This is a genomic window from Streptacidiphilus melanogenes (genome assembly GCF_000787835.1).
Classification (GTDB): Bacteria; Actinomycetota; Actinomycetes; order Streptomycetales; family Streptomycetaceae; genus Streptacidiphilus; species Streptacidiphilus melanogenes.
In genome coordinates, this window is the sequence record NZ_BBPP01000001.1 from 309,186 (window position 1) to 335,187 (window position 26,002).

Below are 26,002 nucleotides of genomic sequence, written 5' to 3' on the forward strand. Positions count from 1 at the left end.
AGGTGAAGAGAGGCCACGGCGCGACTGAGGACCGTGGTGAAAGAGATCAAAGGACGCCGAGGGCGCAGGCTCAGCGTGACGAAGTACCCAGACCTTCCGTCGCGGCGGCTCCCAACGCCGACGGAGGTGGTGCAGCAACGATACCCCGCTTACCGCCCGGTAGGAAGAGCGCTCCGAACGTGAGGGCGAGCTGGAGCGCGGTGCCGAGTGGCATCGCCAGCCACACGCCCTGGACTCCCATGACCCGGTCCAGCGCCCAGGCGAGCGGGATCTGCGCGGCCGCGCCGAGCACGGTGATCCGCAGCATGACGGCCGCACGCCCCGTCGCCAGCAGCGCCCCTGCGAGGGCGACGACGCCCGCGAGCGCGAGCAGGTAGCCGGCGAGGTAGCGGAACAGCACCACGCCGGCGTGCAGGACGGCCGCGTCCCCGGTGAACACCCGCAGCAGCGGCTCCGGCGCGGCCAGCAGGACCGCGTCCGCGACGAGCGCGGCGGCCCAGGCCAGCTGCAGCGCCTGCCGCCGGATCGACGCGAGCGCCTCCGGCGTGCGGCCCAGCCGGATCGAGGCGGCCTGGCGGACGGCGTAGAAGGCCATCGTCGCCACCAGCATGACCTTGGTGCCGATCCCGTACGCGGCCAGCGGAACGGCGCCGAAGCGGGCCGTCAGGGCGACCATGGCCAGGCCGATCAGCATCCGCGCGACGAAGTCCGCGGACGTCGGCAGGCCGACGCGGAGGATGCGGCGGGCGGCCTCGGCGGGCCGCAGGCGGGTCGCCGGCTCCGCGCGGTGCAGCAGGCGGCGGGCCCGCCGGAGGCTGACGAGCAGCGGCGCGACACGGGAGGCGACCAGCGCGAGCGCGGCGCCGGTGACGCCGAGGCGCGGCGCGCCGCACAGGCCGTAGATCAGCACCGGGTCGAGCACCAGCAGGGTGGCGTTGGCGAGCAGGGCCATCCGCATCGGGGTGCGGGTGTCGCCGAGACCCTTGAAGATCCCGTCCACGACGTTCTGTGCGAAGTAGACGGCGACGCCCGGCATCGAGACGGCGAGGAAGGCGGCGGCGGCCCCGCTCTGCGCTCCCTCGCCGCCGGTCAGGACGGCCGCCAGCGGCTCGCGCACGGCCCAGCCGCCGAGCGCAACGAGCGGGGTGACGGCCAGCCAGAGCAGCCAGGCCGCCCGCGCGGTGGCGCGCAGCGCGCCGCGCTCCGCAGCGAGCAGCACGGTCGTGCCGACGCCGATCGCCAGCACCACGCCGAGCAGCACGTTCTCGACGGTGGTCGCGACGGCGACGGCCCCGATCGCGGTCCGCCCGAGGCGGGCGACCCAGAACGTGTCGACGATCCCGGCGACGACGCCCGACAGCAGTTCGACGTAGACGGGCCCCGCGAGGGCGAGCAGGGCTGTACTCGTCGAAGGAGTGCGGGACGTGTCGGTGGGGGAGGGCATGGGCAGGAGGCTACCTCTATTCGAGTGTCTCGAATAGAGGTAGCCTCAGAATGGTCTTCCCCGAGGTGTGGAAAGGAGAGGGTCGTTGCTCGCGCTCGCCGTCCTCGGTTTCCTCGCGGAGGAGCCGCTCCACGCCTACGAGCTGCGGCGGCGCATCTCGGACCTGATGGGCCATGCCCGCCCAGTCAGCGACGGCGCCCTCTATCCGGCCCTCAACCGGCTCCTCAAGGCCGGTCTCCTCGACCGCCGCGCGGAGGAGAGTGGCACCGGCCCGACCCGGCAGGTCTTCACCCTCACCCCTTCCGGCCGCGAGGAGCTTCTCCGGCGTCTCGCCGAGCCGAGCGAGATCGAGATCTCCGACGGCTCGTCCTTCTTCACCCTGCTGGCCTTCCTCGGCCACCTCCCCGAACCCGCCGCCCAGGCCCGGGTGCTCCGCCGCCGCCTGGACTTCCTGACCACTCCGGCGAGCTTCTTCCACGAGGACGGCAGGCCACTGCGCGCGGCCGACGTCACCGACCGCTACCGCCGCGGCATGCTGGTGATGGCGAGGGCCCAGAGCAAGGCCGAACGTGACTGGCTGACAAGCGAGTTGGCCGAGCTCGATCGCTCCTGAGAGAGCGGCCCGCGCACGACCGCGTCAGCTGTGGTCGTGGGCGTGCTCCGTCGCCGCGCGGGCGAAGGCCTCGACGAAGGGGTGGGGGCGGGAGCCGTCGCCGGCCAGCTCCGGCTGGAAGAGGGTGGCGAGGAAGAACGGGTGGGTCGACGGGGGGAGTTCGGCGATGCGCGGGTCGCCCGCGGCGTCGTGGCCACTGAAGACGAGGCCGTGGGCCGAAAGACGGGCGGGGAAGTCCGGGTGGAGCCCGTAGTTGCAGTGGTACCGCTCGACGCTGGCCTCCGCGCCGAGGAGGCGCTCCGCGAGGGTGCCGGGGGCCGGTGTGATCGGGAGCTCGTGGCCGACGAGGCTGCAGGCCAGCGGAGCGATCAGCGGGTGCTCGGCATCGGGGTCGTTCTCGGCGTGCGCGGCGTCGGTGAGGCCGCAGACCTCGCGTGCGAACTCCAGCAGGGCGTGCTGGAAGCCCGCGCAGGTGCCCAGGAAGGGGATGCCGTTCTCGCGCGCCGCGCGGGCGGCGGCGAGGGCGCCCGCCTCCGAGCGGTAGGGGCTTCCGGGCAGCAGCCACACGCCGTCGAAGCCGTCCAGCGCCTGGGGGGAGTCGACCTCGTCCGTGCCGATCCAGTAGAGGTCGAGGGCCAGGCCGTCACGGTCCAGCAGGGCGGCGGCCAGCTGCGGAATGCGCTGGTGGGAGCGGACCTTGGGATCGCGGTCGCCGACCAGGGCGACGCGGGGAGCGGTGGTGTTCGTCGTCATGCGTCCATCGTGGGCGGGCACCGCGGTTCAGGTCCAACGATGATCGATGGTGTGTCCATCAGCGATACTGATGGACGTGGACCCTCAGCAGCTGCGCACCTTCGTCGCCGTCGTCCGGTTGACCTCCTTCTCCGCCGCCGCCCGGGAGCTCGGTTACACGCAGTCGGCGGTGTCGCAGCAGATTGCCGCGCTGGAACAGGAGTTGCGCGCCCCACTGCTGGAACGCCGCCCCGTCGCCCCGACGGAGGCCGGCGCGCGGCTGCTGGAGCACGCGCCCGGCATCCTGCTCCGCCTCGACGCGGCGCGCGCGGACGTCGCCCGCGTCGGCGGCTCCCCCCGGGGACACCTGCGGCTCGGCGTCACCGCCCTCGCCGCGCCCGGGCCGACCGCCGCCGCCCTCGCCGCCACGCGGCGCGAACTGCCGCGTGCGGAGCTGGAGATGGCCGTGCTGGGTCGGCCCGCCGCGGTCGCCGCCGTGGCGGCGGGCGAGCTCGACGCAGCCGTCGTCGACGGGCTCGCCGCCCCCAGCGACCCGCTCGCCCTCCCCGCCGCCGCGCCCGTCACCGCGCGGCGGGTGACCGAGCGCCCGCTGGCGGTGCTGCTCCCGCTCGACCACCCGCTGGCCCGGCGCTCCCGCCTGCGGCTCGCCTCCCTCACCGACGCCGGCTGGCTCGACGCCCCGGACGCCGCGATCCCCCTCACCGACCTGCGCACCGCCACCGGCTCCGACGCCTTCCCGGCCACTCTCACCCTCACCGGCCCGGACCTGCGCGCGCTCACCGCCTGCGTCGCCGCGGGCCTCGGCCTCGCCCTCGTCCCTGCCCCGCCCGCGCAGCTCCCCGACGTCACCGCCGTCCCCCTCGCCGACCCGGGCCTGCTCCACCGCACCGAGGTTGTCTGGTCGGGCGCGCCGACAGAGCCCGCGCGGGTGTTCGTGGAGGCGCTCGCGGGGGCGGAATAGCCGTTCGGGCACGACCCCCGGGATGGCTTGACGGGAATCGTCCGGATTCGCTCCCCGGACCGGAAACCCCGCCCTGACCTGGTGCGATGGGTGGTCCCGTGATCCGGTACTGTCGCCCCGCCGATTGGGGGTTCCATGACCGACACGCCGCCGCCGAACGACGCCGTCCCGCCGCCGAGTGCACCCGTCCCGCCGCCGGAGGTGACGGACGGCGCGCCGATCCAGGACGCCGTGCCCGGCCACGGGTGGGCCGCCCCGGGGTATCCCGCGCCGGGGTACCCAGCCCCGGGGTACCTGATGCCGCCGATGCCCGACCCGGCGGGCGGTCGGAGCGGGGTCGCGACCGCGTCCTTCGTGCTGGGCCTGCTGGGCCTCTTCCCGCTGGGCCTGATCCTCGGCATCGTCGCCCTGGTCCGGATCGGGCGCACCCGGCAGCGGGGCAAGGTCCTCGCGATCCTGGGGGTGGTCTTCTCCAGCCTCTGGCTGCTGGGAACCGTGCTGTCGGTGCTCCTCGCCGCGGTCTCCCTCTCGATGACGCAGAGCCACAGCTCCGCTCTGCCCGGCATCGGCGCGGGCGCGCACCAGCGGGTCGGGGACATGGCGCTCGGCACCTGCTACAACGAACCCGCGAACGCGCAGTCCGTGGACTGGGTGACCGTCGTGCCCTGCTCGGACGCGCACCAGCGGCAGTTGTTCGCCCGGATCACCGTGACCGGGACCTATCCGGGCCTTGACGAAGCGAAGCGGCAGTCCCAGATCCTCTGCAACCAGGCCCTCTACGGGGACTACGTCGACCCCTGGGCGCTGGGCGCCAACGGCGCCGTCCTGCACTACTACTACCCCGAGGAGCAGGCCTGGCAGAGCGGCGAGGGCGACGTCTGGTGCACGGTCGGAGCCCGGAGCGGGTTTCCCGACCTGAACCGCGACCTGCGGCAGTCGGCGTCCACGTTCAGTCCCCGGCAGCGGGCCTTCCTGGACGCCGTACGCCAGACGGGTCTGCTCCGTCGCGAGCTCGAGGACACCCCCGAGGCCGCCTGGACCCACGGCCAAGGGATCGCCGCACAACTCGCGGTGGCGGACCGGGCCGAGGCGACGGCGCTCGGCTCCCTGTCGGCGCTGGACACCGGCTCCCTGCGGGCGGCGTCCGCGCAACTCGCCCAGTACGACCTCGCCGAGGCCGCCCGTGCCGACGCCCTCGCCAAAGCCACCTCTCAGGGGGACTGGTTCATGAAGTCGACGACCGGCTTCTGGGATCAGGATCTGCAGGACGAGTTCGACCTGATCCGCACCGAGATCGGGCTCCCCTCCATCGGGTGAGCCCGCCTGCTACTGCTGCGCGGCGCGCCAGGCCTGCAGCCGGCGCCAGGCCTCGAGGCCGTCCGGGACGACGTCCCAGCCGGGGAGGGCCGTCGCCAGTTCCGCCTCCGTCAGGAAGGCGTGCCAGGCGACCTCCTCCGGCTGCGGGGCGACGTCGACCGGCGTCGTCGCGCGGTAGACGGCGGAGAACCACGCGTGGTCCGGGCTGGTGTAGAGGAAGGTGAACAGGTGCTCCGGCTCGATGCCGGTGACGCCCAGCTCCTCCTCCGCCTCGCGCTTGGCCGCCTCGTCGTAGGACTCGCCGGTGCCGACCACGCCGCCGACGAAGACGTCGTACAGGGACGGGAAGACGATCTTCTGCGGGGTGCGGCGGTGCACGAAAACCCGGCCGTCCGCGTCCGTGGCCAGGATGAAGACGCAGCGGTGCCGCAGTCGCTTCGCCATCACCTCGGCGCGCGGCGCCCGGCCGACGACGCGGTCCTCGGCGTCGACCACGTCGAGGATCTCGTCGGCATTCAGTGGTGCTTCGGGGTGTTCGGTCACGGCAGCAAGGATGCCGCAACCTCCCGCAGGTGGGCGTGCAGGCCCCGGTAGGGGTCGCGGCCACGCGGGAGGTAGGCCTTCCGGACCTTGGCCACCGAGGTGTAGTTGGTGTCGCAGACGTTGGCCAGCGGCGACTCCACCGCCTGGGAGAGGAACTGGTAGGCGTCCATCGCGGAGAAGCCGTAGTCGGCCACCAGCCACTGCACCAGGTCGAGTTGGGCGATCCGGAAGGCGTCCTCCAGTGGACGCGCCGAGCCTGTCGAGATCAGGTGGGTGTCCGACTCGATGCGCGGCCACGGCGTGGCGACGCCCTTGAGCAGGTCCACGACGACCACCGTCTCCATCGCGCACTCCACCGCGACGCCGCAGGTCTCGCCCTCGCCCTGGCGGGCGTGGCCGTCGCCGAGGCTGAACAGCGCGCCCTCGACGTTGACGCCGAGGAAGCAGGTGACCCCGGCCCGCATCTCCGGCGTGTCGAGGTTGCCGCCGTGCGCGTCCGGCACCAGCGCCGAGCGGACCTCCAGATTGGCCGGGGCGACGCCGACGGTGCCGTGCATGGGGTCCATCGGCAGGTCCAGCACCAGCTCGCTGTCGTGCGCGGAGAAGCGGCACAGCCGCTTCGCCCGGTCGAGTTCCCAGATCCAGACGCGTTCCGGCAGCGGGTCCTGGAGCGTCGCGGTGGCGTGCGTGGAGGTCAGCGCGCCGAACAGGGGGACGGTGGTGGAGGCCGCCCAGTCGCGGGCGGGTTCGACGGAGACGAAGTGGACGGCGAGGGTGTCGCCGGGCTCGGCGCCCTCGACCCAGAACGGGCCCGTCTGCGGGTTGAGGAAGGGGAACTCGCACACCTCGGAGACGAGGGTGCGCTCGGACGTCACCCGTCCCGCGAAGCAGTCCTCCGTGGTCAGGTCCAGCACCGTCCCCGGCGTGATGCGGGCCACGGGCGCCGCCCCGCCGAAGGTCCAGGCGTACTCGTCGGGCTTGGGACGTACGGTCAGCCGGGGGCGTTCGCTCGTCATGCGGTCACCTTGGCAGCGGAGGCGCCGAAGCCGCCAGAGGGCCGGTGTGGTTGGCTTGTTCCGGAACTTCTTCCTCCCAACATTCCGGATCTCTCTTTCGAGCAAGGAGCACGTCATGGGCCAGGTCTACGCCGTCACCGAGCGGGTCATCGAGGCCGCCCCCGAGCAGGTCTTCGACGCGGTCGCCGACTACGAGAAGGTCCGTCCGACCCTGCTGCCGTCCCAGTACAGCGAGTACCAGGTCCGCGAGGGCGGCCGAGGCGCCGGCACCGTCGTGCACTGGAAGCTGCAGGCCACCGAGAAGCGCGTGCGCGACTGCCTGTTCAGCGTCACCGAGCCGTCGCCGGGCCGTCTGGTGGAGTCGGACGCCAACTCCTCGATGGTCATCACCTGGACGGTCACCCCGGCGGGCGAGGGCACGTCCAAGGTCGTCGTCGAGACCACCTGGCAGGGCGCGGGCGGCATCGGCGGCTTCTTCGAGCGCACCTTCGCGCCCAAGGGCCTCAACCGCATCCACGACGAGGTGCTGGGCCGCCTGGCGACCGCCGTCGCCTGACCGCGGACCGCCTCCGGCACTCCGGACGGGTGAATCTGACAACCGATCGCCCAAGCGGATTTGTCGACATGGCGTCACATCGCCGCAGGTGAAGCTCGATCGGCCGGTTCGGTGCGATGATCCCACCGGTCCGGCCGATCGGATGCAGGCTGCAAGGATCGCGGCATGCCAGTGATCGACGACGCCGTGCACGGCACAGCCGCGGTCGACGCAGCCGCGGTCCAGCCCCTCGAGTCGGCGGCGGCGCCCCCGGCTCCCGGCGTGGCGGAGCGGGAGTCGCCCACGCGGATCCGGCTGATCTTCGTCGGGCTGATGCTGGCGCTGCTGCTCGCCGCCCTCGACCAGACCATCGTCGCCACCGCGCTGCCGCGGATCGTCGGCGACCTCGACGGCCTCAGCCGGATGAGCTGGGTCGTCACCGCCTACCTGCTCGCCTCCACCGTCGGCCTGCCCGTCTACGGCCGGCTCGGCGACATGATCGGGCGCAAGCCCGTCTTCCAGTTCGCCATCGTCGTCTTCCTGGTGGGCTCCGCGCTGTCGGGCATCTCGCACAGCATGAACGAGCTGATCGCCTACCGCGCCCTCCAGGGCATCGGCGGCGGCGGGCTGATGATCGGCGTGCAGGCGATCATGGCGGACGTGGTCTCGCCGCGCGAGCGCGGCCGCTACATGGGCCTGATCGGCGCCGTCTTCGGGCTCTCCTCCGTCGCCGGACCGCTGCTGGGCGGCTGGCTCACCGACGGGCCCGGCTGGCGCTGGTGCTTCTGGGTCAACCTGCCGGTCGGCGTCATCGCCCTGCTCGTCGTCACGCTCGTGCTCCCGCGCCGCACCCGGCGAGGCGGCGCCCGGGAGGCGGGCCGACTGGACTGGCCCGGCGCGCTGCTGCTCGCCGCCGTCGGCACCTGCCTGGTGCTGGCCACGAGTTGGGGCGGCAGCCGCTACGCCTGGCACTCCCCGGTCATTCTCGGGCTGATCGGGGGCTCGGTGCTGGCGACAGCGCTCTTCGTGCCCGTCGAGCGGCTGGCCGAACGACACGGCTACGCGCCCGCGATCCCGCTGCGGCTCTTCCGCGACAGCGTCTTCACCGTCTCCGGGCTGATCGGCCTGGTGGTCGGCGTCGGCCTGTTCGGCGCGGCCAGCTATCTGCCGAGCTTCCTGCAGATGGTCGACGGCGCGAGCGCCACCGGCTCCGGCCTGAAGATGCTGCCGCTGATGGGCGGCGTCGTGGTGGGCTCCATCGGCACCGGCCAGCTGATCAGCCGGACCGGCCGCTACAAGATCTACCCCGTGCTGGGCGGCGCGCTCGGCGCGGCCGGCATGGTCCTGCTCGGCCTGCTGGACGCCCGCAGTTCCTACGCGGTGCAGAGCGTGGCCATGGCGGTGCTCGGGCTGGGCGTGGGACTCGCGCTCCCGGTGCTGGTCCTGGCCGTGCAGAACTCCGTCTCCCCGGGCGACATCGGCGCGGCCACCTCGGCCAACAACTACCTACGGCAGATCGGCGGTTCGGTCGGTGCAGCGGTCTTCGGCACGATCTTCTCCTCCCGCTTCGCGCACCAGCTCACCCAGCGCGGCCTGCGGGCGGACAACTCGATCACCCCGGAGCTGGTCCACCACCTCCCGCCGCCGCTGCGCGACGCGTACGTGCAGGCCTTCGCCGCCGCGATGCCACGCGTCTTCCTCTACCTGGCGCCCGTGCTGGCGCTGGGCTTCCTGCTCGGCTTCCTGCTGAAGGAGAAACCGTTGGTGACCCACGCCGGCCCGGAGGACTTCACCTCGGAATCCGTCACCTCCCCCTCGTCCTCCCCCTCGTCCTCCCTCTCCGCTCCGTCCTCCGTGCCGCCGCAGGCGCCGACGACCGGCACGCCGGTCACCGGGGCCGTGCTGCAGACCGACCGGACGGGGGTGCCACGCGCCGTGCTGACCCTGGTCGACCTCGACGGCCGCCAGATCGCCCGCACCGGCAGCGGCGGCGACGGCCGCTGGGCGCTGGCCGCTCCGCGCAACGGCAATTACGTGCTCATCGCGGCGGCCCCGGGCCACCAGCCGCAGGCGGTCACGGTCACGGTGGGCGGCCGCCCGGTCGAGGTCGACGTCGTCCTCGGCGGCACCGGCCGCCTGGCGGGCGCGATCCGCAGCGCGGAGGGCGCGCCGGTGGCCGGCGCCTCGGTCACGCTGACGGACGGTCACGGCGAGGTCGTGGCCAGCGCCCACGCCGACTCCGACGGCGCATACGCGTTCCGCGACCTGGTCTCCGGCGTCTACACCCTGACCGTCAGCGCCCGGGCGTACCGCCCGGCGGCGACGGCGGTGGACGTCGCGCCCAACATCGAGACGCGCCAGGACATCACCCTGTCCGGCAGCGGCACCCTGCGCGGCACCGTCCGCACCACGGCCGGACGGCCGGTCGCCGACGCCCGGGTCACCCTGCTGGACGCGGCGGGCGCGGTGGTCGCGGCCGCGCTGACCGGCGAGGACGGCGCGTTCCGTTTCACCGATCTGGAGCCGGGTGAGTACACCGTGATCGCGGCGGGCTACCCGCCGGTCGCCACCGCCCTCCGCCTCGAGGACGGCCACACGGAACGGGATCTCCATCTGTCCCACCGCCTCGACGACTGATCCCAGTCAGATGGCGGTGCCCCCGCCGGAAGGCTGGGGGAGCACAGCCCTGCGCGTTCGAAGCCCCACCTGCGTGGGATGAGGGCGGCGGAGCCGCAGACCGGCCGAGCCCCGCGCCCCTGGACAGTGCAACGTCCGTCGCTGTTAACGACACAAGTCCCTCACAAGTGACGCTCCATCACCCGTCGCGGTAGAAGAATCCACCGCCCGGGTGAGCGCGAGCGTTCCTTTCCCGCCCACCGGCATAGGTTGCGCGACGTGCCCAGTTGTGAACCCTTGACCATCCTCCATGTCTCGCAGCCCGTCGACGGCGGCGTCGCCCAGGTCGTCGCCGATCTGGTGCGCGGTCAGGTCGCGGACGGGCACACCGTGGTGGTGGCCTGCCCGTGTCCGGAGGGCGGGCGGTTGTCGCGGGAGGTGAGCGCCGCGGGCGCGCGGCTGGTGCCGTGGGGCGCGGAACGCGCCCCTGGCGCGGGGCTGCCGCAGGAGCTCACCGCGCTGCGGCGCATCGTCGCGGACGCGCGCCCGGACCTGGTGCACCTGCACAGCAGCAAGGCGGGGCTGGTGGGGCGGATGGCGATCCGCTCCCGTGTGGCGACGGTGTTCCAGCCGCACGCGTGGTCGTTCGAGGCGGTGGCGGGGCCCGCAGCCAAGGCGATCGCGCGGTGGGAGCGCTGGGCGACACGGTGGAGCGACCGGCTGGTGTGCGTCAGCGAGTCGGAGCGGGCCCACGGCCAGGCCGCGGGGCTGCGGGCCCGCTGGGCGCTGGTGCCGAACGGCGTGGACCTGACCCGCTACGATCCGGCCGCACTGCCGTCCAAGCAGCGTGCCCGGCGCGGGCTCGGACTGTCCCAGCACGCGCCGCTGGCGGTGTGTGTGGGGCGGCTGTGCCGGCAGAAGGGGCAGGACCTGCTGCTCCGCGCCTGGGGCGAGGTGCTGGCGGAGCTGCCGCACGCGCGGCTGGCCCTGGTCGGGGACGGGCCGGACCGTGGCGCGCTGGAGGAGCAGGCGGCGCAGCTGACGGTGCCGGAGAGCGTCGTGTTCGCCGGGCGGGTGGAGGATCCGCGACCGTGGTACGCGGCCTCGGACATCACCGTGCTGCCGTCCCGTTGGGAGGGGATGGCGCTGGCGCCGCTGGAGGCGATGGCCTGTTCGCGTCCGGTGGTCCTGTCGGACGTCGCTGGGGCCCGGGAGATCCTGGGCGACCAGCAGTTTCCGGTGCCGGTGGGGGACACCAGGACGCTCGCGACGTCACTCGTCCGGCTGATGTCGGATCTGGAGCTGGCCGCCGAGCTCGGACGACGTTCCCGTGCCCGCGCCCAGGAACGTCACGACCTGCGTGCCACAAGGATGTTGATGGGTGAGGTGTATGCGGCGGTGCTGCAGTCGCGGCGCGTTCCCGCGCCCGCCGCGCCGAGGGCCGCGCAGGGCCATCGGGTCGGAAAGTCTGACTAATGGTCAATGGCGTGAAACCACTTGCCGCCCCCGAGATTCTGAGTAGAAATTCTGTAATGTCCTATTTGCCTGCATCATTCCTTTCCCCGTGAGACGGCGTCGATGCCGACCACGGCGGCAGGTGCTACCTCCGGCAGGGGAGTACGTGCGCGGATGACCACGATCGACAACGAGGAAGTGCCCACGGGCATGGGGGCGGTGGGTCTCGCACACGCCCGCGGGCACGGCTCCGGCCTCTCCTCCCCGGCCAGCACCCCGGCGGTGCGCGGCGGTACCGGCGTCCCGGTCACGCTGCTCGCGGTCGACATGCTGGCCGGCGTCGGCGCGCTCGCGGTGGTCCTCCCGGGGGGCGCCGTGGCCACCCTGCGCGCCGCATGCGGACTGCTGCCGGTCCTGGTGCTGATGTACTCCACGGGCGGGCAGTACCGGCTGCGTCTCGCGCCCTCGGTGCTGGACGAACTGCCGGGTCTGGCCGGGCGCGCCGCCATCGCCCTCGCCTTCGCGCTCACCCTGGAACGCTGCCTGCAGACCCTGTTGCTGCCCTTCGCCCTGCCCACGGTCATCCCGGCCGACATCCGCGTGCTGACGCTGCTCCTCGGAGTCCATCTCGCGCTGGACTCCGCCGGTCGCGCGGCCGTCTACCGGTCGCTGCGCGCGCGACGCCGTCGCGCCCCCCGGCCGACCCTCATCGCCGGAGCGGGCCACGTCGGCCAGCGGGTCGCCGCCGCGCTGCTGGAGCACCCGGAGTACGGGCTGCGCCCGGTCGGGTTCGTCGACGCCGACCCGCTCTTCCTGCCCGCCGACTTCCCCGTTCCGGTGGTCGGCGGACCGGAGGCCCTGATCCGCGAGCTGCCGCGGGGCGGCATCCGCGACGTGATCCTCACCGGCGGCGGCGCCGACGAGGACTGGGCCCCGCAGATGCTGCGCACGGCCACGGACTTCGGCTGTGACGTCTGGTTCGTGCCGTCCTTCCCCGACTACGCCGCCTTCGAGCACGCCGGCCGTCGCACCGCCGTCGGCGACCACCTGTGGGGCTTCCCCTGCCTGCGGCTGGGCAGCAGCCCGATGGAGCGGCCCAGCTGGGCGGTCAAGCGGGCGTTCGACGCGTGCTGCGCGGGCCTCGGGCTGCTGGTGCTCTCCCCGGTGCTGCTGCTCTGCGCGGGTGCCGTGCGGCTCGAGGGCGGCCCCGGGGTGATCTTCCGTCAGGAGCGGATCGGCCTGGACGGAAGGCCCTTCACGGTGCTGAAGTTCCGCACGCTCCGGCCGGTCGACGAACACGAGTCGGCCACCCGCTGGAACATCTCCGACGACCACCGGCTCGGCCCGGTCGGGCGGTTCCTGCGCCGCGCCTCGCTCGACGAACTGCCGCAGCTCTGGAACGTGCTGCGCGGCGAGATGAGCCTGGTCGGCCCGAGGCCGGAGCGCCCGTACTTCGTGATGCGCTTCGCCCAGGCCTACCCGCGCTACCGCGAGCGCCACCGCGTCCCGGTCGGCCTGACCGGTTTCGCCCAGGTCAACGGCCTGCGCGGGGACACCTCCATCGAGGACCGGGCGCGGTTCGACAACTACTACATCGACAGCTGGAGCCTGTGGCAGGACGTCAAGATCCTGCTCCGCACGGTGCTCGCTGTTCTGCGGACGGACGGGAGTTGACGGGGTGTCCCCACAACTGGGACAGCGGGCCCGGCCGGGAGGCGCGCTGCGGGGCGGGTCGGCCGCGGGGCTGCTGCCGCGGGTGCGCGCGGCGCTGAGCCCGGCGCAGCTGGTCGCGCTGACGATCCTGCTGGTCTGCGTGCCGACGGGGGAGCAGGACGTGACCGCCGCGGTGCACGTGACGCCGGCGGACGTCGGGTCGACGGTGCTGGTCGCGGCCACGCTGCCGCTCGCGCTGTGGCGGCGGACGCGCTTCCTGGGCCACTCGACGGCGCTGCTCCTCGGCGGCGTGCTGCTGGCCGTCGGCATGGCGACCGCTGCCTCGCAGGACCCGCACGAGAGCCTCTCGGGCTTCGTGCGCTTCGTGCAGATCTTCGTGATCGTGCCGGCCGCCGTCGCCTACGCCGTCCGCGACCGCCGCGACCTGAGGCTGGCGCTGACCGCCTTCGCGGCGGCCGCGCTGGTCGAGGGCGCGGTCGGCGTCGAGCAGTACCTGACCGGAACCGGCGCGTCCTACGCGGGCGGAGACTCCCGCGCGGTCGGCACCTTCGGTGCGCAGGACGTGATGGCGATGTCCGTGGTGGTCAGCTTCGGTCTGCTGGCCGCGCTCGGCCTGTCGTTGGAGGCGCGCCGCGAGCGGCGGCGCAGGGCCTCGGCCTGGTGGACGCTGGCGGCCGCGGCCCTGGCCGTGCCGCTCGCGCTCTCCTTCAGCCGCGGCAGCTGGATCGCCACGGCCGTCGCCGTGACGCTGATGCTGGCGCTCGCCGACGTCCGGCTGCTGCTGCGCGGCGGCGTCGTCCTGGCGGCGGCCGGGGTCGTGCTGCTCGGCGGGCTCACCGCCGCAGGCGTGGTCGGCAACGGCAACGGCGGGGACGGCACGGTGGCGGCCAGGCTCAGCAGCATCGGCTCCGTCACCGGTGAGGCCGACCAGTCCGTGACCGACCGCTACGACCTGTGGACCACCGCCGGACGGATCTGGCGCGAGCATCCGCTGACCGGCGTCGGCCCCAAGGAGTTCCCCGCCTTCCGCGACGCCCACGCCCCACTGCGGCTCTCCTCCGGCAGCGACACCGCCGGCGCGGGCGCGGGCTTCTCCCGCGAACCGCTGCTGTCGCCCCACAACATGTACATGCTGGTCCTCAGCGAGCAGGGCCTGATCGGCATCACCGCCTTCGCCGCGCTGATGCTCGGGACGTTGCTCGGCGCGCGCCGCACGCCCGTCGTGGTCGGGCTGCTGATCTGGCAGCTGGTCGACTTCCTCTACGGCGACATCGGAGGCACCACCACCGTGCTGGTCTCGGTGGTGGTGGGCCTGTGCGCGTCGGCCGTGGCCCGGGGCGGACTGCCGGCCATCCCCGGACCGCGCAGTGAGCCCAGCTTGTGGGAGGCGACGCGGTGAGCGTCACCACCGCGGAGGACGCGACCGAGGAGGAGACCGGGGAGGCGGCCGTGCCCGCCGCCGAGCGGGGCCGCGGCTTCGTGGCCAAGGCCTTCGGCGTCACCGCGCTGTTCAGCGCGGCCGGTTCGGTCCTCGGCCTGGTGCGCGACCTGCTGCTGGCCCGCTTCTACGGAGCGGGCTCCGCGACCGACGCGTTCCTGGTCTCCTGGACCGTCCCCGAGACGGCGGCGCCGCTGCTCATCGAGGACGGCATGGCCTTCCTGACCGTCCCCGCCTTCAGCGCCGCGCTCGCGGCGCGCGGGCAGTCGGACGGCGGCCCGTCGGAGCGCGGCTCGTCGGCAGAGCACGGCGGGGACGCCGCCGACCCGGTCCGCGCCCTGGTCGCTGCGACGTTGCCGCCGCTGGCACTGGCACTGGCACTACTGTCGGCCCTGGTCGCGCTCGGCGCGCCGGTCATGGTCCACGTCCTCGCCCCGGGACTGGCGGACCCGCGGCTGGCGGTCGTCTGCACCCGGCTCGCCGCCGTCACGGTGCTGCCGTTCGGCCTCGTCGGCTACCTCGGTGCGGGCCTGCGCTCGCACCACCGCTTCACCCTGCCGGGCGCGGTCTACATCGCCTACAACGCCGGAATCCTGACGGTGATGCTGCTGCTCCACGCCAGCCTCGGCGTCCGCGCCGCGGCGGGCGGGGTGGCGCTCGGCAGCGTGCTGATGGTGGCCGTGCTGCTGCCCGCGTTCGCGCGCCACGTCAGCCGGGTGACCGTGCGTCGACTGCGCGCCGAGGCGCGCGGGTCGTGCGGGTGGCAACCGGTGCTGAACCCGATGGCGGTGCTGCCGGTGGTGCTGTTCACACTGACACGGCAGGCGCAGGTCTTCGTCGAGCGGTTCATCGGCTCCTCGCTGCCGCCCGGCACCATCTCGCATCTGAACTACGCCGAGAAGGTCGCCCAGAACGTGATGATCATCGGGATCCTGGTCTGCACGGTGACCTTCCCGCTGATCGCCCGCGCGCTCGCCGAGGGCGACGTCCTGGGCGCGCGGACCCGCGTCGAGAAGGACCTCGGCGTCGTCGGCGCCGTCGTGCTGGCCGGCACGGTCGTCGTCTTCGCCTGCGCGCCGCAGCTGGTCGCGGTCCTGTTCGAGCGTGGGGCCTTCACCGCCGCCGACACCGCCGCGACGGCGCTGCTGATGCGCGTCTACTGCCTCGGCCTGCTGGCCCAGGGCCTGGTCGGCGCGCTGATCCGCCCCTACCTCGCGGCCCGTCCGGCGGTCGGCTTCGGCGGCGAGGGCCGCGCCCGCCCGCTCGACCGGACGGACTGGCTGCCGATCTGGGCGATGGGCGCCGGTCTGCTGGTGACCATCGCGGTCGCCGCCGGTCTGACGCCCCACGTAGGCGCGGCCGGGCTCGCGGCCGGCAACGCCACCGGCATCAGCGTCACCGCCGTCCTGCTGCTCAGGGCCCTGCGGGCACGCGGCATCCCGGTGCGGCCGCGCGCCGTCCTCGGCGGCCAGCTGCGGCTGCTGCTGGCCGCGGCGGGTGCCGCCGTGCCCGCCTGGCTCGCCGCCAACATCCCGGGCCTGGACGCCGTGGGGGCGTTCCCGCCGTTGGTGCTCGGCACGCTCGCGGGACTGCTGTCCTTCCTCGCCCTGGCCGCGGCGTTGCGAGCCCCCGAGATCACCGGTGTCACCGGGGTGCTCGGCCCCGTGCGGGACCGGCTGGCCGCCGCCCGGCCGCCCGCCGCCGTGCGGCGTCGACGGCGCGGTCCGACTGGCGCGGCGCGACCCCGCTTCACCAGGCGAGGACAGGGCGAGCCCACGCCCGCGCGCGGCTCCGGCGCGCGGGCACAGGGGCCTCAGGGTCCGGGTCATCGCAGCCCCGGGGCGCGAGCACCCGGGGACGGGCGCCGGGCGAACGCCCCAGGCGGCCGGCACGGGACCGGCCAGCTCGGCGCGGGCCCGCACGGGCTCGGTCCACACGGGGTCGGTCAACACAGCACAGGGATCGAACGAGCGACGGGAGAGGCTGATGGTCGCTGAACCGCTTCGGGGTGGGCTGCAGGCGGCGGGGGGCACGCCCCCGCCGGTGGACGCGGAAGAGCCGGCCAGACCGGACGTCGTCGCCCAGCCGCAGCCGGACGGGAGCGCCTCGCCGCGCCCCGCACTGCTCGGCCGCCCGCCGTGGACGCTGATGTACCACTCCGTCGACTCCGGCCCGCAGGACCCGTACCTGCTCACGGTCTCGCCGCAGCGCTTCGCCGCGCAACTGGCCTGGCTGCACCGGAACGGCCTGCGCGGGGTGTCCATGCGCGAACTGGTCCGCGCCTACGAGCAGCGCACCACCGACGGGTTGGTCGGCCTGACCTTCGACGACGGCTACGCCGACTTCCCGCGCCGGGTGCTCCCTGCCCTGCGGGCCCACGGCTTCACCGCGACCCTGTACGTCGTCGCCGGGCGCATGGGCGGTCACAACGTCTGGGACGCCGACGCCCCGCGCAAGCCGCTGGTGACCATCGAACAGGTACGTCAACTGGCCGATGCCGGGGTGGAGATCGGCTCGCACGGGCTCAGTCACCGGCGGATGACCGGCCTCGGCGAGGAGGAGCTGGCCACCGAGGCGCGGCGCAGCCGCGAGGTGCTGGAGAGCGTCGTCCAGCGGCCCGTCACCGGCTTCTGCTACCCCTACGGGGCCGTCGACGCCGCCGCCGAGCGGGCCGTCGCCGCCGCGGGCTACGACTACGGCGCGGGCATCCGCCACCAGTCCACGACCAGCCGCTGGGCGCTGCCGCGGTGCTATGTCGGCGAGCGTGACGGCGGTCTGCGCCTGCGCGCCAAGCGCCTGCGCCACGCGTTGCGGGGGTGGTCCGCGTGAGCGGCCCCCGGCTGCGGGTCCTGCACGTCGTCACCGGCCTGCACGCGGGCGGCGCGGAGCAGCAGCTGCGACTGCTGCTGCGTCACCTGCCCGCCGGGATCGACTGCGAGGTCGTCGCGCTGTGCGACGCGGGCGCCGTGGCCGACGGCCTGCGCGCCGACGGCGTCACCGTGCACGAGCTGGACATGCGTGGCAACCGGGACCTGACGGCGCTGCCGCGCCTGGTCCGGCTGATCCGCGAGGGCCGCTACGACCTGGTGCACTGTCACCTGTACCGCGCCTGCGTCTACGGCCGGGTCGCCGCCCGGCTCGCGGGCGTCCGCGCGGTGCTGGCCACCGAGCACTCGCTCCAGCCCGGCCTGCTGGAGGGCCGGCGCACCGGCGCGACCGTGCGGCGGCTCTATCTGGCCACCGAGCGGCTCGGCCAGGTCACCATCGCCGTCTCCGAGGCGACGGCCCGTCAACTGCGGACCTGGGACGTGCCGGAGGAGCGCATCAGGGTCGTGCCCAACGGCATCGACCCCGCCGCGTACCGGGTCGAGCCGACGCCCCGCGCGTCCCTCGGCCTGCCCGCCGACGCCTTCGTCGTCGGCGCGGTCGGCCGCCTCGTGCCCGGCAAGCGGTTCGACGTCCTGGTGGACGCGGTCGCGCTGCTCCCGCCCGAGGCGCACCTCCTGGTCGTCGGCACCGGACCCGAACGCGAGGCGCTGCTCGCGCAGGCCCGCGAGCGCGGCGTCGCCGACCGGGTCGTGCTGACCGGCGAGCGGGACGACGTGCCGGCGCTGCTGGCCACGATGGACGCGCTCGCCGCCCCCTCGGCGGGTGAGACCTTCGGCCTGGTCCTCGTCGAGGGCCTCGCCTCCGGCCTCCCCGTCTTCTGGTCCTCCGGCCCGGCGCTGGCCGAACTCCCGGTCCAGGAGCAGCTCGCCCTCGGCCGCGGCGGCAGCGCCCGCACCGAACCCACCGCCGCCGCGTACGCGGCGGCCCTGCGCCCGCTCCTCACCCGCCGTCCACCCCGCACCGTCGGCCCGGTCCCGGGCCGCTACGACATCACCCGCCTCGCCCCCCGCGTCGCCGCGGTCTACGCCGAACTCGCGTGCGAGACCGCGCCGCGCGGCGGGAGTGTCCGGGCCGGGGGGACCGTCGGGGCACGACTCCAGGTGCCGCCCGCCCCCGTCCCGGCGCGGCCGGGCCCCGTGGCCGCCGCGCCGAGTGCATCGAACGTCACCGCATCGCACACCCGAAGGAGATGACCCGTGCCCGACAGCGAGAAGCAGACCGCAGCCGCACCGTCAGCACCCGCGTCGCACGCCGCCGAGCGCCGGTCCGCGCTGCTGCGCTCGGCGCTGCGCCGGTGGTGGCCGCTGCTGGTGGCGGTGCCCGCGGGCGCCATGGCCGGTGGGGCGTACGCGCTGGTGGCCACCCCGCAGTACCAGTCCGACGCCTACGTGATGGCCGTCGCCGACCAGGGCGCGGACAGCGCCTCCGCCGTCAGCTTCGCCTCGGCCTACGGCCGGGTCGTCGCGCAGCCGGAGATCCTGGCGAGCGCGGCCGCCGACACCGGTGTGCCGATGGGTGAGCTGGCCAAGGACGTCCAGGCACAGACCTCCCCGGACGCGCCGATGATCCAGATCACCGGCAGCGCGAGCTCCGCCCGGCTCGCCGCCGACGAGGCGAACGCGGTGGCCCGTTCGTTGGTCGACTTCGGCGGGACCACCGCGCAGCAGACGCACGTGCGGCTGATCGCGCTCGCCCAGGCCGCCGCGCCCGCGGCCCCGTCCTCGCCGTCCCGCAGCCTGGACGCCGCCGTCGGCGGCGCGGCGGGACTGCTGCTGGGCAGCCTTGCGCTGCTGACCCGTCCGGCGGCGGGAGGCGCGGCCGCCGAGCGCGGGGCACGGGGCGCCGCGACGCCGACCGGACCGGTCGACCCGGCGAACGTGCCCGAGCAGCAGCGCGAGTCCGCGGGGACGGGCGCATGACGACGGCGGTCCGCTCCGACGCGGCCGACGGCGGCCCCGCAGACGCCGCGCCGCGGTACGAGACCGAGGTCGTCCGCGACGGTCGCGCGCTGGAGGCGCTCGCGGGGGAGTGGAACGAGCTTCAGGAGCGCAGCCCCGGGGCGACGCCGTTCCAGTGCCACGCCTGGCTCTCCTCCTGGTGGCACAGCTACGGCCGACCGGGACGCCTGCGCGTGGTGACGGTCCGTCGGGACGGGGGGCTGATCGCGGTCGCGCCCTTCTACTGCGACGGCGCGGTCCTGCGGCCGCTCGGCGCGGAGATCACCGACTTCCACGACGTGCTGCTGGACCGCGCGTGCCTGGACGAGGCGGCGCGGCGGCTGGCCGCCGCGCTCGCGGCGGAGCTGCGCGGCCCGTTCGCCCGGATCGACCTGCCGGAGGTCCGCGCGGACGCGGCGATCCATGCCGTGCTGGCCCACTGGCCCCGTTCGGCCCGCAAGCTGCCCGCATCCCTGGTCCAGCATCTGCCCAGCATGCCGATGGAGGAGCTGCTGACGCGGCTGCCCGGCCGCACCGCGCAGCGCACCAGGGTCAAGCTCCGCAAGCTGGCCGCGGCCGGCGTCGAGGTCCGTCTGGTGCCGCCGTGGGAGGCCCCGGAGTCGGTCGACCGCATGCTCGCCCTGCACGCCCTCCAGTGGCGTGACCGTGGCGCGACCCCGGAGCACATGCGGGAACGCTTCGCGTCCCACCTCCGCGCGGCGGCCACCGGCATGGCCGCGACCGAGCGCGCCCAACTGCGCGAGTACCGGCTCGACGGGCGTCTCATCGCCTGCGACCTGATGCTCCAGAGCCAGGCGATGGTCGCGCTCTACGTCTACGGCGTCCACCCCGAGGCGCGGGAGCGCGTCGACATCGCCGGCATGCTCTTCGGCGAGTCCCTCACCCACGCGGTCAACACCGGGCGCACGGAGGTGAGCCTGCTGCGCGGCGACGAGCCGTACAAGCAGCGCTGGCGTCCGGACCCGGCGCCCAACGAGCGCCTGCTCCTCGGGTCGGCCCCGACCGTCGCGGTCACCGTCTGCCTGGCGCGCGCGCAGGACCGGGCGAAGGACGTCGCCCGCCGTCGCATGCCGTGGCTGCGGGAGGTCAGGAACCACCTGCGCGTGGTCAAGGGCCGGGTCCTGCGGCACGGATGAGCCGCGGCTCCGCCGCGTGGCGGCTCTTCGCGTCCACGCGGCGGAGCCGCACGTCGCAGTGGGCCCCGCGTCTTCTAGTCTCCCTGTGTGGCCGTCACCCGCTCCGTCCTGCTCTTCGTCCTCGCCGCGATCGCCGAGATCGGTGGCTGCTGGCTGATCTGGCAGGCGGTGCGCGAGCACCGAAGCTGGCTGTTCGCCCTCGGCGGCGTCCTCGCCCTCGGCGCGTACGGCTTCGTCGCCGCCGCCCAGCCCGACTCCCACTTCGGCCGCGTCCTCGCCGCCTACGGCGGCGTCTTCGTCGCCGGCTCCCTCGCCTGGGGCATGCTCGTCGACGGCTTCCGCCCCAGCATGTGGGACTTCGTCGGCGCCGCCGTCTGCATCGTCGGCGCCAGCATCATCATCTACCAGCCGCGCGCCTGAGGCCGGTCCGGTCACGACACGCGCGCTGACTGTCGCCGTGAGGCGGTGACCAGCGCCTACGGTGGCGTTCATGCGTTCCCGCGTCTCCCTTCGGGCTGTGATCACGGCGCTGCTGCTGGTCGGTCTCGCGCTCGTGGGGGCCGCCGCGCGGGAGGCGCGGCCGGCGCCGTTCGGGGACGACGTGGTGGGGGCCGGTCGGGCGCAGCGGGGTGGGGCTGATGCGTTGCGGGTGGGGGCCGGCGGGGAGGTGCAGGGGTACGACGCGGCCAGTGGGCGTCTGGTGTGGAGCTACCGCCGGGGCGGGCACCGGCCGCTGCGGCTCGTCGCGGTGGGCGCGACCACGGTCGCCCTGTGGGACGACGGGATGCTGACCGGGATGGAGCCCGAGCCGGCCGTGGTGCGGTGGCACCGGTACGTGCCCGGGGTGGGGGCGGGGACGCCCCTGGTGCTGGTGCCGCTGGGCGCAGGAGAAACGTTCCTGGTGCTGACCCACGACGTGGTGATGACCTACAACACCGGCGACGGAACCCTCCGCACCTCGACCCTGCCCTCCACCGGCTGCTTCTTCCGCGACTCGGGCCCGGCCGGGCCCGTGCACGTGGGGGCGTGGGTGCTGGCCCGGCGCGACTGCGCAGCCGGGGCCGGGAGGACCGAGCTGGAGGGGTTCGACCTGGACGGGCGGCGCTGGCACGACTCCGCCCTCGCCCCGGTACGGATGGGCGCGGGAGCCGAAGGCGACGTCGAGGTGCTCGTCGTGCCGCGCAGCCTGCCGTACGCCGTGGACCCCACCACCGGCCGTCCGGCCACGGAATGCGTTTGCGCAGCCCGGTAGACTGGAGGCTTGTTGCCTCCTGCTGCATAGGCCCGTACGGACGGTCCTGGCCGCATCCGACCGCGAGCGCGCCGACGCGCACCCTCGCGCACCGTCCCCGGGAGTAGTTTCACCATGATCGTCGCCAGCGAGATCGAGCTGCGCGCAGGCGCCCGCATCCTGATCGAGTCGGCGACCTTCCGTGTCGCCGCCGGTGACCGGATCGGGCTGGTCGGCCGCAACGGAGCGGGCAAGACGACGCTGACCAAGGTGCTCGCAGGCGAGGGCCAGCAGGCCGGCGGCACGGTGACCCGCAGCGGTGAGATCGGCTACCTGCCGCAGGACCCGCGCACCGGCGACCTCGACGTGCTCGCCCGCGACCGCGTCCTGTCGGCCCGCGGTCTCGACGAGGTGCTGCGCAAGATGCGCCTCAACGAGGACAAGATGGCGAACGGCAAGGGCGCCACCCGCGACCAGGCGATGAAGCGCTACTCGCGCCTGGAGACCGAGTTCCTCACCAAGGGCGGCTACGCCGCCGAGGCCGAGGCGGCCACCATCGCCGCGAGCCTGGGTCTGCCGGACCGCGTGCTGGGCCAGCCCCTGCACACCCTCTCCGGCGGTCAGCGCCGCCGTGTCGAGCTCGCCCGCATCCTCTTCTCGGACTCGGACGTCCTGCTGCTGGACGAGCCGACCAACCACCTGGACGCCGACTCGATCCTGTGGCTGCGCGACTACCTGAAGTCCTACAAGGGCGGCTTCATCGTCATCTCCCACGACGTCAACCTGGTCGACGAGGTCGTCAACAAGGTCTTCTACCTGGACGCCAACCGCACCTGCATCGACGTCTACAACATGGGCTGGAAGCTCTACCTCCAGCAGCGCGAGGCCGACGAGAAGCGCCGCAAGCGCGAGCGCGCCAACGCCGAGAAGAAGGCGCACCAGCTCAACTCGCAGGCCGACAAGATGCGCGCCAAGGCCACTAAGACCGTCGCCGCGCAGAACATGGCCCGCCGCGCCGAGAAGCTGCTCTCCGGCCTGGAGGCGGTGCGCCAGAGCGACCGCGTCGCCAAGCTGCGCTTCCCGACCCCGGCGCCCTGCGGCAAGACGCCGCTGACGGCCGACGGCCTGTCGAAGTCCTACGGCTCGCTGGAGATCTTCACCGACGTCGACCTGGCCATCGACAAGGGTTCCCGCGTCGTCGTGCTGGGTCTGAACGGCGCCGGCAAGACCACACTGCTGCGCATGCTCGCGGGCGTGGAGAAGCCGGACACCGGCGAGGTCGTCCCGGGCCACGGTCTGAAGATCGGCTACTACGCCCAGGAGCACGAGACCCTGGACGCGGACCGCACCATCCTGGAGAACATGCGCTCCGCCGCGCCGGACATGGACCTGGTCGAGGTCCGCAAGATCCTCGGCTCGTTCCTGTTCACCGGCGACGACGTGGACAAGCCGGCCGGCGTGCTCTCCGGTGGCGAGAAGACCCGTCTCGCGCTGGCCACGCTGGTCGTCTCCAGCGCGAACGTGCTGCTGCTCGACGAGCCGACCAACAACCTCGACCCGGCCAGCCGCGAGGAGATCCTCGGCGCGCTGCGCTCCTTCGAGGGCGCGGTCGTGCTCGTCACCCACGACGAGGGCGCCGTCGACGCGCTCCAGCCCGAGCGGATCATTCTGCTGCCGGACGGCGTCGAGGACCTCTGGAACGAGGGTTACGCGGACCTCGTGTCGCTCGCGTGAATTATCAGTAGCAAAACGCCTAGTCGGAACTGTTCGACTAGGCGAGGGATCATGCATCTGGCCCAGAAGACCTCATATCGGCTCTTGCGTGTTCCGCTGCTCGGCACGGGTCGGATTCCGTGGAATCCGCAATGTTCTGCAATCCCCAATTACCGCTGCTGATCAGCAATTTCGGCGGCGGGGCCCGCCCTGGCCGGGGGCGTGCAGGTTGATCCTGTGCGCTCCCCGTACGCGCGGCGACACCACTTCGGCCCGGGAATCCCGGCATCGACCTTGTCGAATGGGTGGCCATGGAGCCCCCCATGGGTGATCATGGGATTCCGACAGAGCACTGCTACGAGGAGGCACGGGTGGCCGAGACTCTGAAAAAGGGCAGCCGGGTGACTGGTGCCGCGCGGGAGAAGCTCGCGACCGAGCTCAAGAAGAAGTACGACTCCGGTGCGAGTATCCGCGCGCTCGCGGAGGAGACGGGTCGTTCCTACGGCTTTGTCCACCGCATGCTCAGCGAGTCCGGCGTGTCCCTCCGCGGTCGCGGTGGGGCCACGCGCGGCAAGGCGAAGGCCGCCGCAGCCGCCGGCTGACGGCGTTCCGGCGCGGCACCTGCTCGTGACGCAACGGCGGTCGGGATCTCCTCCCCCTGACCGTCGTTCGTCGTGTCCACAGCGCTCTGGATACGAGCGGGGCGATGTGGTTACTCTTCGGTAGCAATGTTGTGCTGGGCGACTGCCGGAGGGTCCTGTGACTGATCAAGCTGCCGAGTGGGCCGAGGCAGGGGTTCGCCTCGAGGTCGAGGGCGAGCTCGCCACGGTGACGCTGTGCCGTCCCGAGCGGCGGAACGCGCAGTCGCCCGCGATGTGGCGCGCGCTGGCCGCGATCGGCCGTGAGCTGCCCGGCACGGTCCGGGTCGTGCTGCTGCGCGCCGAGGGCGTCTCCTTCTCCGCGGGCCTCAACCGGCAGGCGTTCACCCCCGAGGGCATTCCCGGCGAGCTCTCCTTCATCGAGATCGCCAAGGGCCCGAACGGCGACGCGGTCATCGCCGAGTACCAGGAGGGCTTCCTCTGGTGGCGCCGCCCCGACCTGGTCAGCATCGCCGCCGTCCAGGGCCACGCCGTCGGCGCGGGCTTCCAGCTCGCCCTCTCCTGCGACCTGCGCGTCGTCGCCGAGGACGTCCAGTTCGCCATGAAGGAGACCGCGCTCGGTCTGGTCCCGGATCTCACCGGCACCAAGCCCCTGGTCGACCTGGTCGGCCCGGCCCGCGCGCTGGAGATCTGCGCGACCGGCCGCTGGGTCCACGCGGACGAGGCCGCCCGCGTCGGCCTCGCGAACCTCGTCGTCCCGGCCGAGGAGCTCGACGCCGCCGCGTCCGACCTGGCCGCCGCGCTTCTCGCGTCCCCGCGGGACGCCGTCATCGAGACCAAGGCCCTGCTGGCCGGCGCTCCCGGCCGAACCCTCGACGAGCAGCGCGCCGCCGAGCGTGCCGCCCAGCTCCGCCGCCTGCGCGACCTGGCGGGCGTGGGGGAGTAACCCCCCGCGGGGACGCGCGACGTGCCCGATGACCCCTCGCGTCCGACCATGGAGACATGGGAGAGAGGAGTGTGAGGGGTCATGGCCACTTTCATCAGCCTGGTGAACTGGACCGACCAGGGCGTCCGGAGCTACAAGGACACCACCGCGCGGTCCAAGGCGTTCAGCGCCGCCGTGGGGGCGCTGGGCGCTGAGCTGCGCGACATGTACTGGACGGTCGGGCCGTACGACATGGTCGTCGTCGTGGACGCGCCCGACGACGAGACGGCGACTGCGGCGCTGCTCCAGGTGAGCGGCGTCGGCAATGTCCGCACGGTCAGCATGCGCGCCTTCGACGCCGCCGAAATGGACGCGATCATCGCCAAGGCGACCGGCTGATCGCGGCGTGACGCACGCTCAGAGCCCCTGCAGCGCCCCGCCGTCCACCGGGATCATGATGCCCGTGAGGTAGCTCGCCGCAGGCGAGAGGGCGAAGGCGGCGACCTTGCCGAACTCGTCCGGGCGGCCGTAGCGCCGTAGGGGGATCGAGGCCTCGTGGGTGGAGCGGGTCGCGGCTGGGTCGGCCGACAGGCCGTCGAGGTGCTGGACGCGCTCGGTGTCGATGCGGGCCGGGAGCAGACCGAAGACGCGGATGCCCTCCGGGCCCAGCTCGTTCGCGAGGGACTTGGCGGCCATCGCCAGACCGGGGCGCAGGCCGTTGGAGACGGCCAGGCCCGGAATCGGCTGCCGGACGGAGCTGGACAGGACGAAGCCGATGGCGCCGCCCTCCTGAAGGACGTCCGCCGCCGCCCGCGCGATGCGCAGCGCGCCGAGGAGGACGGACTCGAAGGCCTCGCGCCAGGCGGACTCCGGCGTGCCCAGCACCGTGCCCGCCGCCGGGCCGCCGACGCTGATCAGGACACCGTCGAGGCGCCCGAAGCGGGCCAGCGCCGCGCCCATCAGCCGTTCCGCCGTGTCCGGCGCGGCGTTGTCGGCGACGACCCCCTCCGCGGCCTCCACGCCGCCGAGCGCGTCGACGGCCGCCGCGACGGACTTCTCCTCCCGGCCGGTGACCACGACGCGCGCGCCGTCGGCGACCAGCTCCCGCGCGCTCGCGAAGCCCAGGCCACGGGTGGCGGCGGTGACGATGTAGACGCGTCCGGCGAGTCCGAGGTCCATGGGCGTG

24 protein-coding genes are annotated in these 26,002 nt (G+C 73.8%); 19 read left to right on the top strand and 5 right to left on the bottom strand.

Features of this window, described 5'->3' with window-relative positions:
* Positions 1-70: 70 nt before the first annotated feature.
* Complete coding sequence (locus TR49_RS01350) at positions 71-1,444, bottom strand: MATE family efflux transporter (RefSeq protein ID WP_063769997.1); 1,374 nt, start codon at positions 1,442-1,444, stop codon at positions 71-73.
* A gap of 85 nt (positions 1,445-1,529) precedes the next feature.
* On the opposite strand from TR49_RS01350, the gene TR49_RS01355 reads away from it, so the two are divergent.
* Positions 1,530-2,057 (top strand): PadR family transcriptional regulator, encoded by a 528-nt coding sequence (locus TR49_RS01355; RefSeq protein ID WP_042376108.1) that lies wholly within the window; start codon positions 1,530-1,532, stop codon positions 2,055-2,057.
* Between the two features lie 24 nt (positions 2,058-2,081).
* Here TR49_RS01355 and TR49_RS01360 read toward each other — a convergent pair whose 3' ends face one another.
* Positions 2,082-2,810: a CTP synthase C-terminal region-related (seleno)protein gene (locus TR49_RS01360; protein ID WP_042376109.1), complete on the bottom strand. Its 729-nt coding sequence runs from the start codon at positions 2,808-2,810 to the stop codon at positions 2,082-2,084.
* A gap of 70 nt (positions 2,811-2,880) precedes the next feature.
* Here TR49_RS01360 and TR49_RS01365 point away from each other — a divergent pair, with 70 nt between their 5' ends.
* Together TR49_RS01365 and TR49_RS01370 are read left to right on the top strand one after the other, a co-directional pair.
* Complete coding sequence (locus tag TR49_RS01365) at positions 2,881-3,771, top strand: LysR family transcriptional regulator (protein ID WP_042376110.1); 891 nt, start codon at positions 2,881-2,883, stop codon at positions 3,769-3,771.
* Positions 3,772-3,906: 135 nt separating this feature from the next.
* Entirely contained in the window at positions 3,907-5,088 is a 1,182-nt protein-coding gene (locus TR49_RS01370; RefSeq protein ID WP_042376112.1) for a DUF4190 domain-containing protein, read from the top strand.
* Between the two features lie 9 nt (positions 5,089-5,097).
* On the opposite strand, the gene TR49_RS01375 is transcribed toward TR49_RS01370, so the two are convergent.
* Together TR49_RS01375 and TR49_RS01380 are read right to left on the bottom strand one after the other, a co-directional pair.
* Complete coding sequence (locus TR49_RS01375; protein ID WP_042376114.1) at positions 5,098-5,631, bottom strand: NUDIX domain-containing protein; 534 nt, start codon at positions 5,629-5,631, stop codon at positions 5,098-5,100.
* Complete coding sequence (locus TR49_RS01380; protein ID WP_042376115.1) at positions 5,628-6,647, bottom strand: acetamidase/formamidase family protein; 1,020 nt, start codon at positions 6,645-6,647, stop codon at positions 5,628-5,630. The genes TR49_RS01375 and TR49_RS01380 overlap by 4 nt, the downstream gene beginning before the upstream one ends.
* A 115-nt stretch (positions 6,648-6,762) precedes the next feature.
* Between TR49_RS01380 and TR49_RS01385 the strand changes: the two genes are divergently transcribed.
* The 16 genes from TR49_RS01385 to TR49_RS01460 all read left to right on the top strand — a co-directional run bounded on the left by TR49_RS01385 (position 6,763) and on the right by TR49_RS01460 (position 25,215).
* A complete protein-coding gene (locus tag TR49_RS01385) occupies positions 6,763-7,203 on the top strand; it encodes an SRPBCC family protein (protein ID WP_042376116.1) in 441 nt (146 codons plus the stop codon).
* A gap of 165 nt (positions 7,204-7,368) precedes the next feature.
* Positions 7,369-9,819 carry an MFS transporter gene (locus TR49_RS01390; RefSeq protein ID WP_052433859.1) on the top strand — a complete coding sequence of 817 codons (2,451 nt, stop codon included), beginning with the start codon at positions 7,369-7,371 and terminating at the stop codon, positions 9,817-9,819.
* 276 nt (positions 9,820-10,095) lie between these two features.
* Positions 10,096-11,274 carry a glycosyltransferase family 4 protein gene (locus TR49_RS01395; protein ID WP_063769998.1) on the top strand — a complete coding sequence of 393 codons (1,179 nt, stop codon included), beginning with the start codon at positions 10,096-10,098 and terminating at the stop codon, positions 11,272-11,274.
* Between the two features lie 153 nt (positions 11,275-11,427).
* Positions 11,428-12,927, top strand: coding sequence for a sugar transferase (locus TR49_RS01400; protein WP_052433862.1), 1,500 nt, complete (start codon positions 11,428-11,430; stop codon positions 12,925-12,927).
* A 4-nt stretch (positions 12,928-12,931) separates the two neighbouring features.
* A complete protein-coding gene (locus TR49_RS01405; protein WP_042376119.1) occupies positions 12,932-14,326 on the top strand; it encodes an O-antigen ligase family protein in 1,395 nt (464 codons plus the stop codon).
* Positions 14,323-16,362: a murein biosynthesis integral membrane protein MurJ gene (gene murJ, locus TR49_RS01410; RefSeq protein ID WP_152627006.1), complete on the top strand. Its 2,040-nt coding sequence runs from the start codon at positions 14,323-14,325 to the stop codon at positions 16,360-16,362. Before TR49_RS01405 ends, murJ begins: the two co-directional genes overlap by 4 nt.
* A 46-nt stretch (positions 16,363-16,408) precedes the next feature.
* Positions 16,409-17,194, top strand: a complete 786-nt coding sequence (locus TR49_RS01415; protein WP_236653161.1) for a polysaccharide deacetylase family protein — start codon at positions 16,409-16,411, stop codon at positions 17,192-17,194.
* Positions 17,191-18,447 carry a glycosyltransferase gene (locus tag TR49_RS01420; protein ID WP_236653162.1) on the top strand — a complete coding sequence of 419 codons (1,257 nt, stop codon included), beginning with the start codon at positions 17,191-17,193 and terminating at the stop codon, positions 18,445-18,447. The genes TR49_RS01415 and TR49_RS01420 overlap by 4 nt, the downstream gene beginning before the upstream one ends.
* A gap of 3 nt (positions 18,448-18,450) precedes the next feature.
* Positions 18,451-19,173, top strand: coding sequence for a Wzz/FepE/Etk N-terminal domain-containing protein (locus TR49_RS01425; RefSeq protein WP_052433866.1), 723 nt, complete (start codon positions 18,451-18,453; stop codon positions 19,171-19,173).
* Positions 19,170-20,348 carry a GNAT family N-acetyltransferase gene (locus TR49_RS01430; protein ID WP_052433869.1) on the top strand — a complete coding sequence of 393 codons (1,179 nt, stop codon included), beginning with the start codon at positions 19,170-19,172 and terminating at the stop codon, positions 20,346-20,348. Before TR49_RS01425 ends, TR49_RS01430 begins: the two co-directional genes overlap by 4 nt.
* An 87-nt stretch (positions 20,349-20,435) precedes the next feature.
* Positions 20,436-20,768 carry a YnfA family protein gene (locus tag TR49_RS01435; RefSeq protein ID WP_042376121.1) on the top strand — a complete coding sequence of 111 codons (333 nt, stop codon included), beginning with the start codon at positions 20,436-20,438 and terminating at the stop codon, positions 20,766-20,768.
* A gap of 70 nt (positions 20,769-20,838) precedes the next feature.
* On the top strand, positions 20,839-21,600 hold the full coding sequence (locus TR49_RS01440; RefSeq protein WP_152627007.1) for a PQQ-binding-like beta-propeller repeat protein: 762 nt from the start codon (positions 20,839-20,841) through the stop codon (positions 21,598-21,600).
* Between the two features lie 114 nt (positions 21,601-21,714).
* Entirely contained in the window at positions 21,715-23,313 is a 1,599-nt protein-coding gene (locus TR49_RS01445) for an ABC-F family ATP-binding cassette domain-containing protein (RefSeq protein WP_042376123.1), read from the top strand.
* A gap of 350 nt (positions 23,314-23,663) precedes the next feature.
* Positions 23,664-23,894, top strand: a complete 231-nt coding sequence (locus tag TR49_RS01450; RefSeq protein ID WP_042370079.1) for a helix-turn-helix domain-containing protein — start codon at positions 23,664-23,666, stop codon at positions 23,892-23,894.
* A gap of 157 nt (positions 23,895-24,051) precedes the next feature.
* A complete protein-coding gene (locus TR49_RS01455) occupies positions 24,052-24,837 on the top strand; it encodes an enoyl-CoA hydratase/isomerase family protein (protein ID WP_042376126.1) in 786 nt (261 codons plus the stop codon).
* An 81-nt stretch (positions 24,838-24,918) separates the two neighbouring features.
* On the top strand, positions 24,919-25,215 hold the full coding sequence (locus tag TR49_RS01460; protein ID WP_042376127.1) for a GYD domain-containing protein: 297 nt from the start codon (positions 24,919-24,921) through the stop codon (positions 25,213-25,215).
* Positions 25,216-25,233: 18 nt separating this feature from the next.
* Here TR49_RS01460 and TR49_RS01465 read toward each other — a convergent pair whose 3' ends face one another.
* Positions 25,234-25,995 (bottom strand): SDR family oxidoreductase, encoded by a 762-nt coding sequence (locus TR49_RS01465; RefSeq protein ID WP_042376131.1) that lies wholly within the window; start codon positions 25,993-25,995, stop codon positions 25,234-25,236.
* Positions 25,996-26,002: the final 7 nt, after the last annotated feature.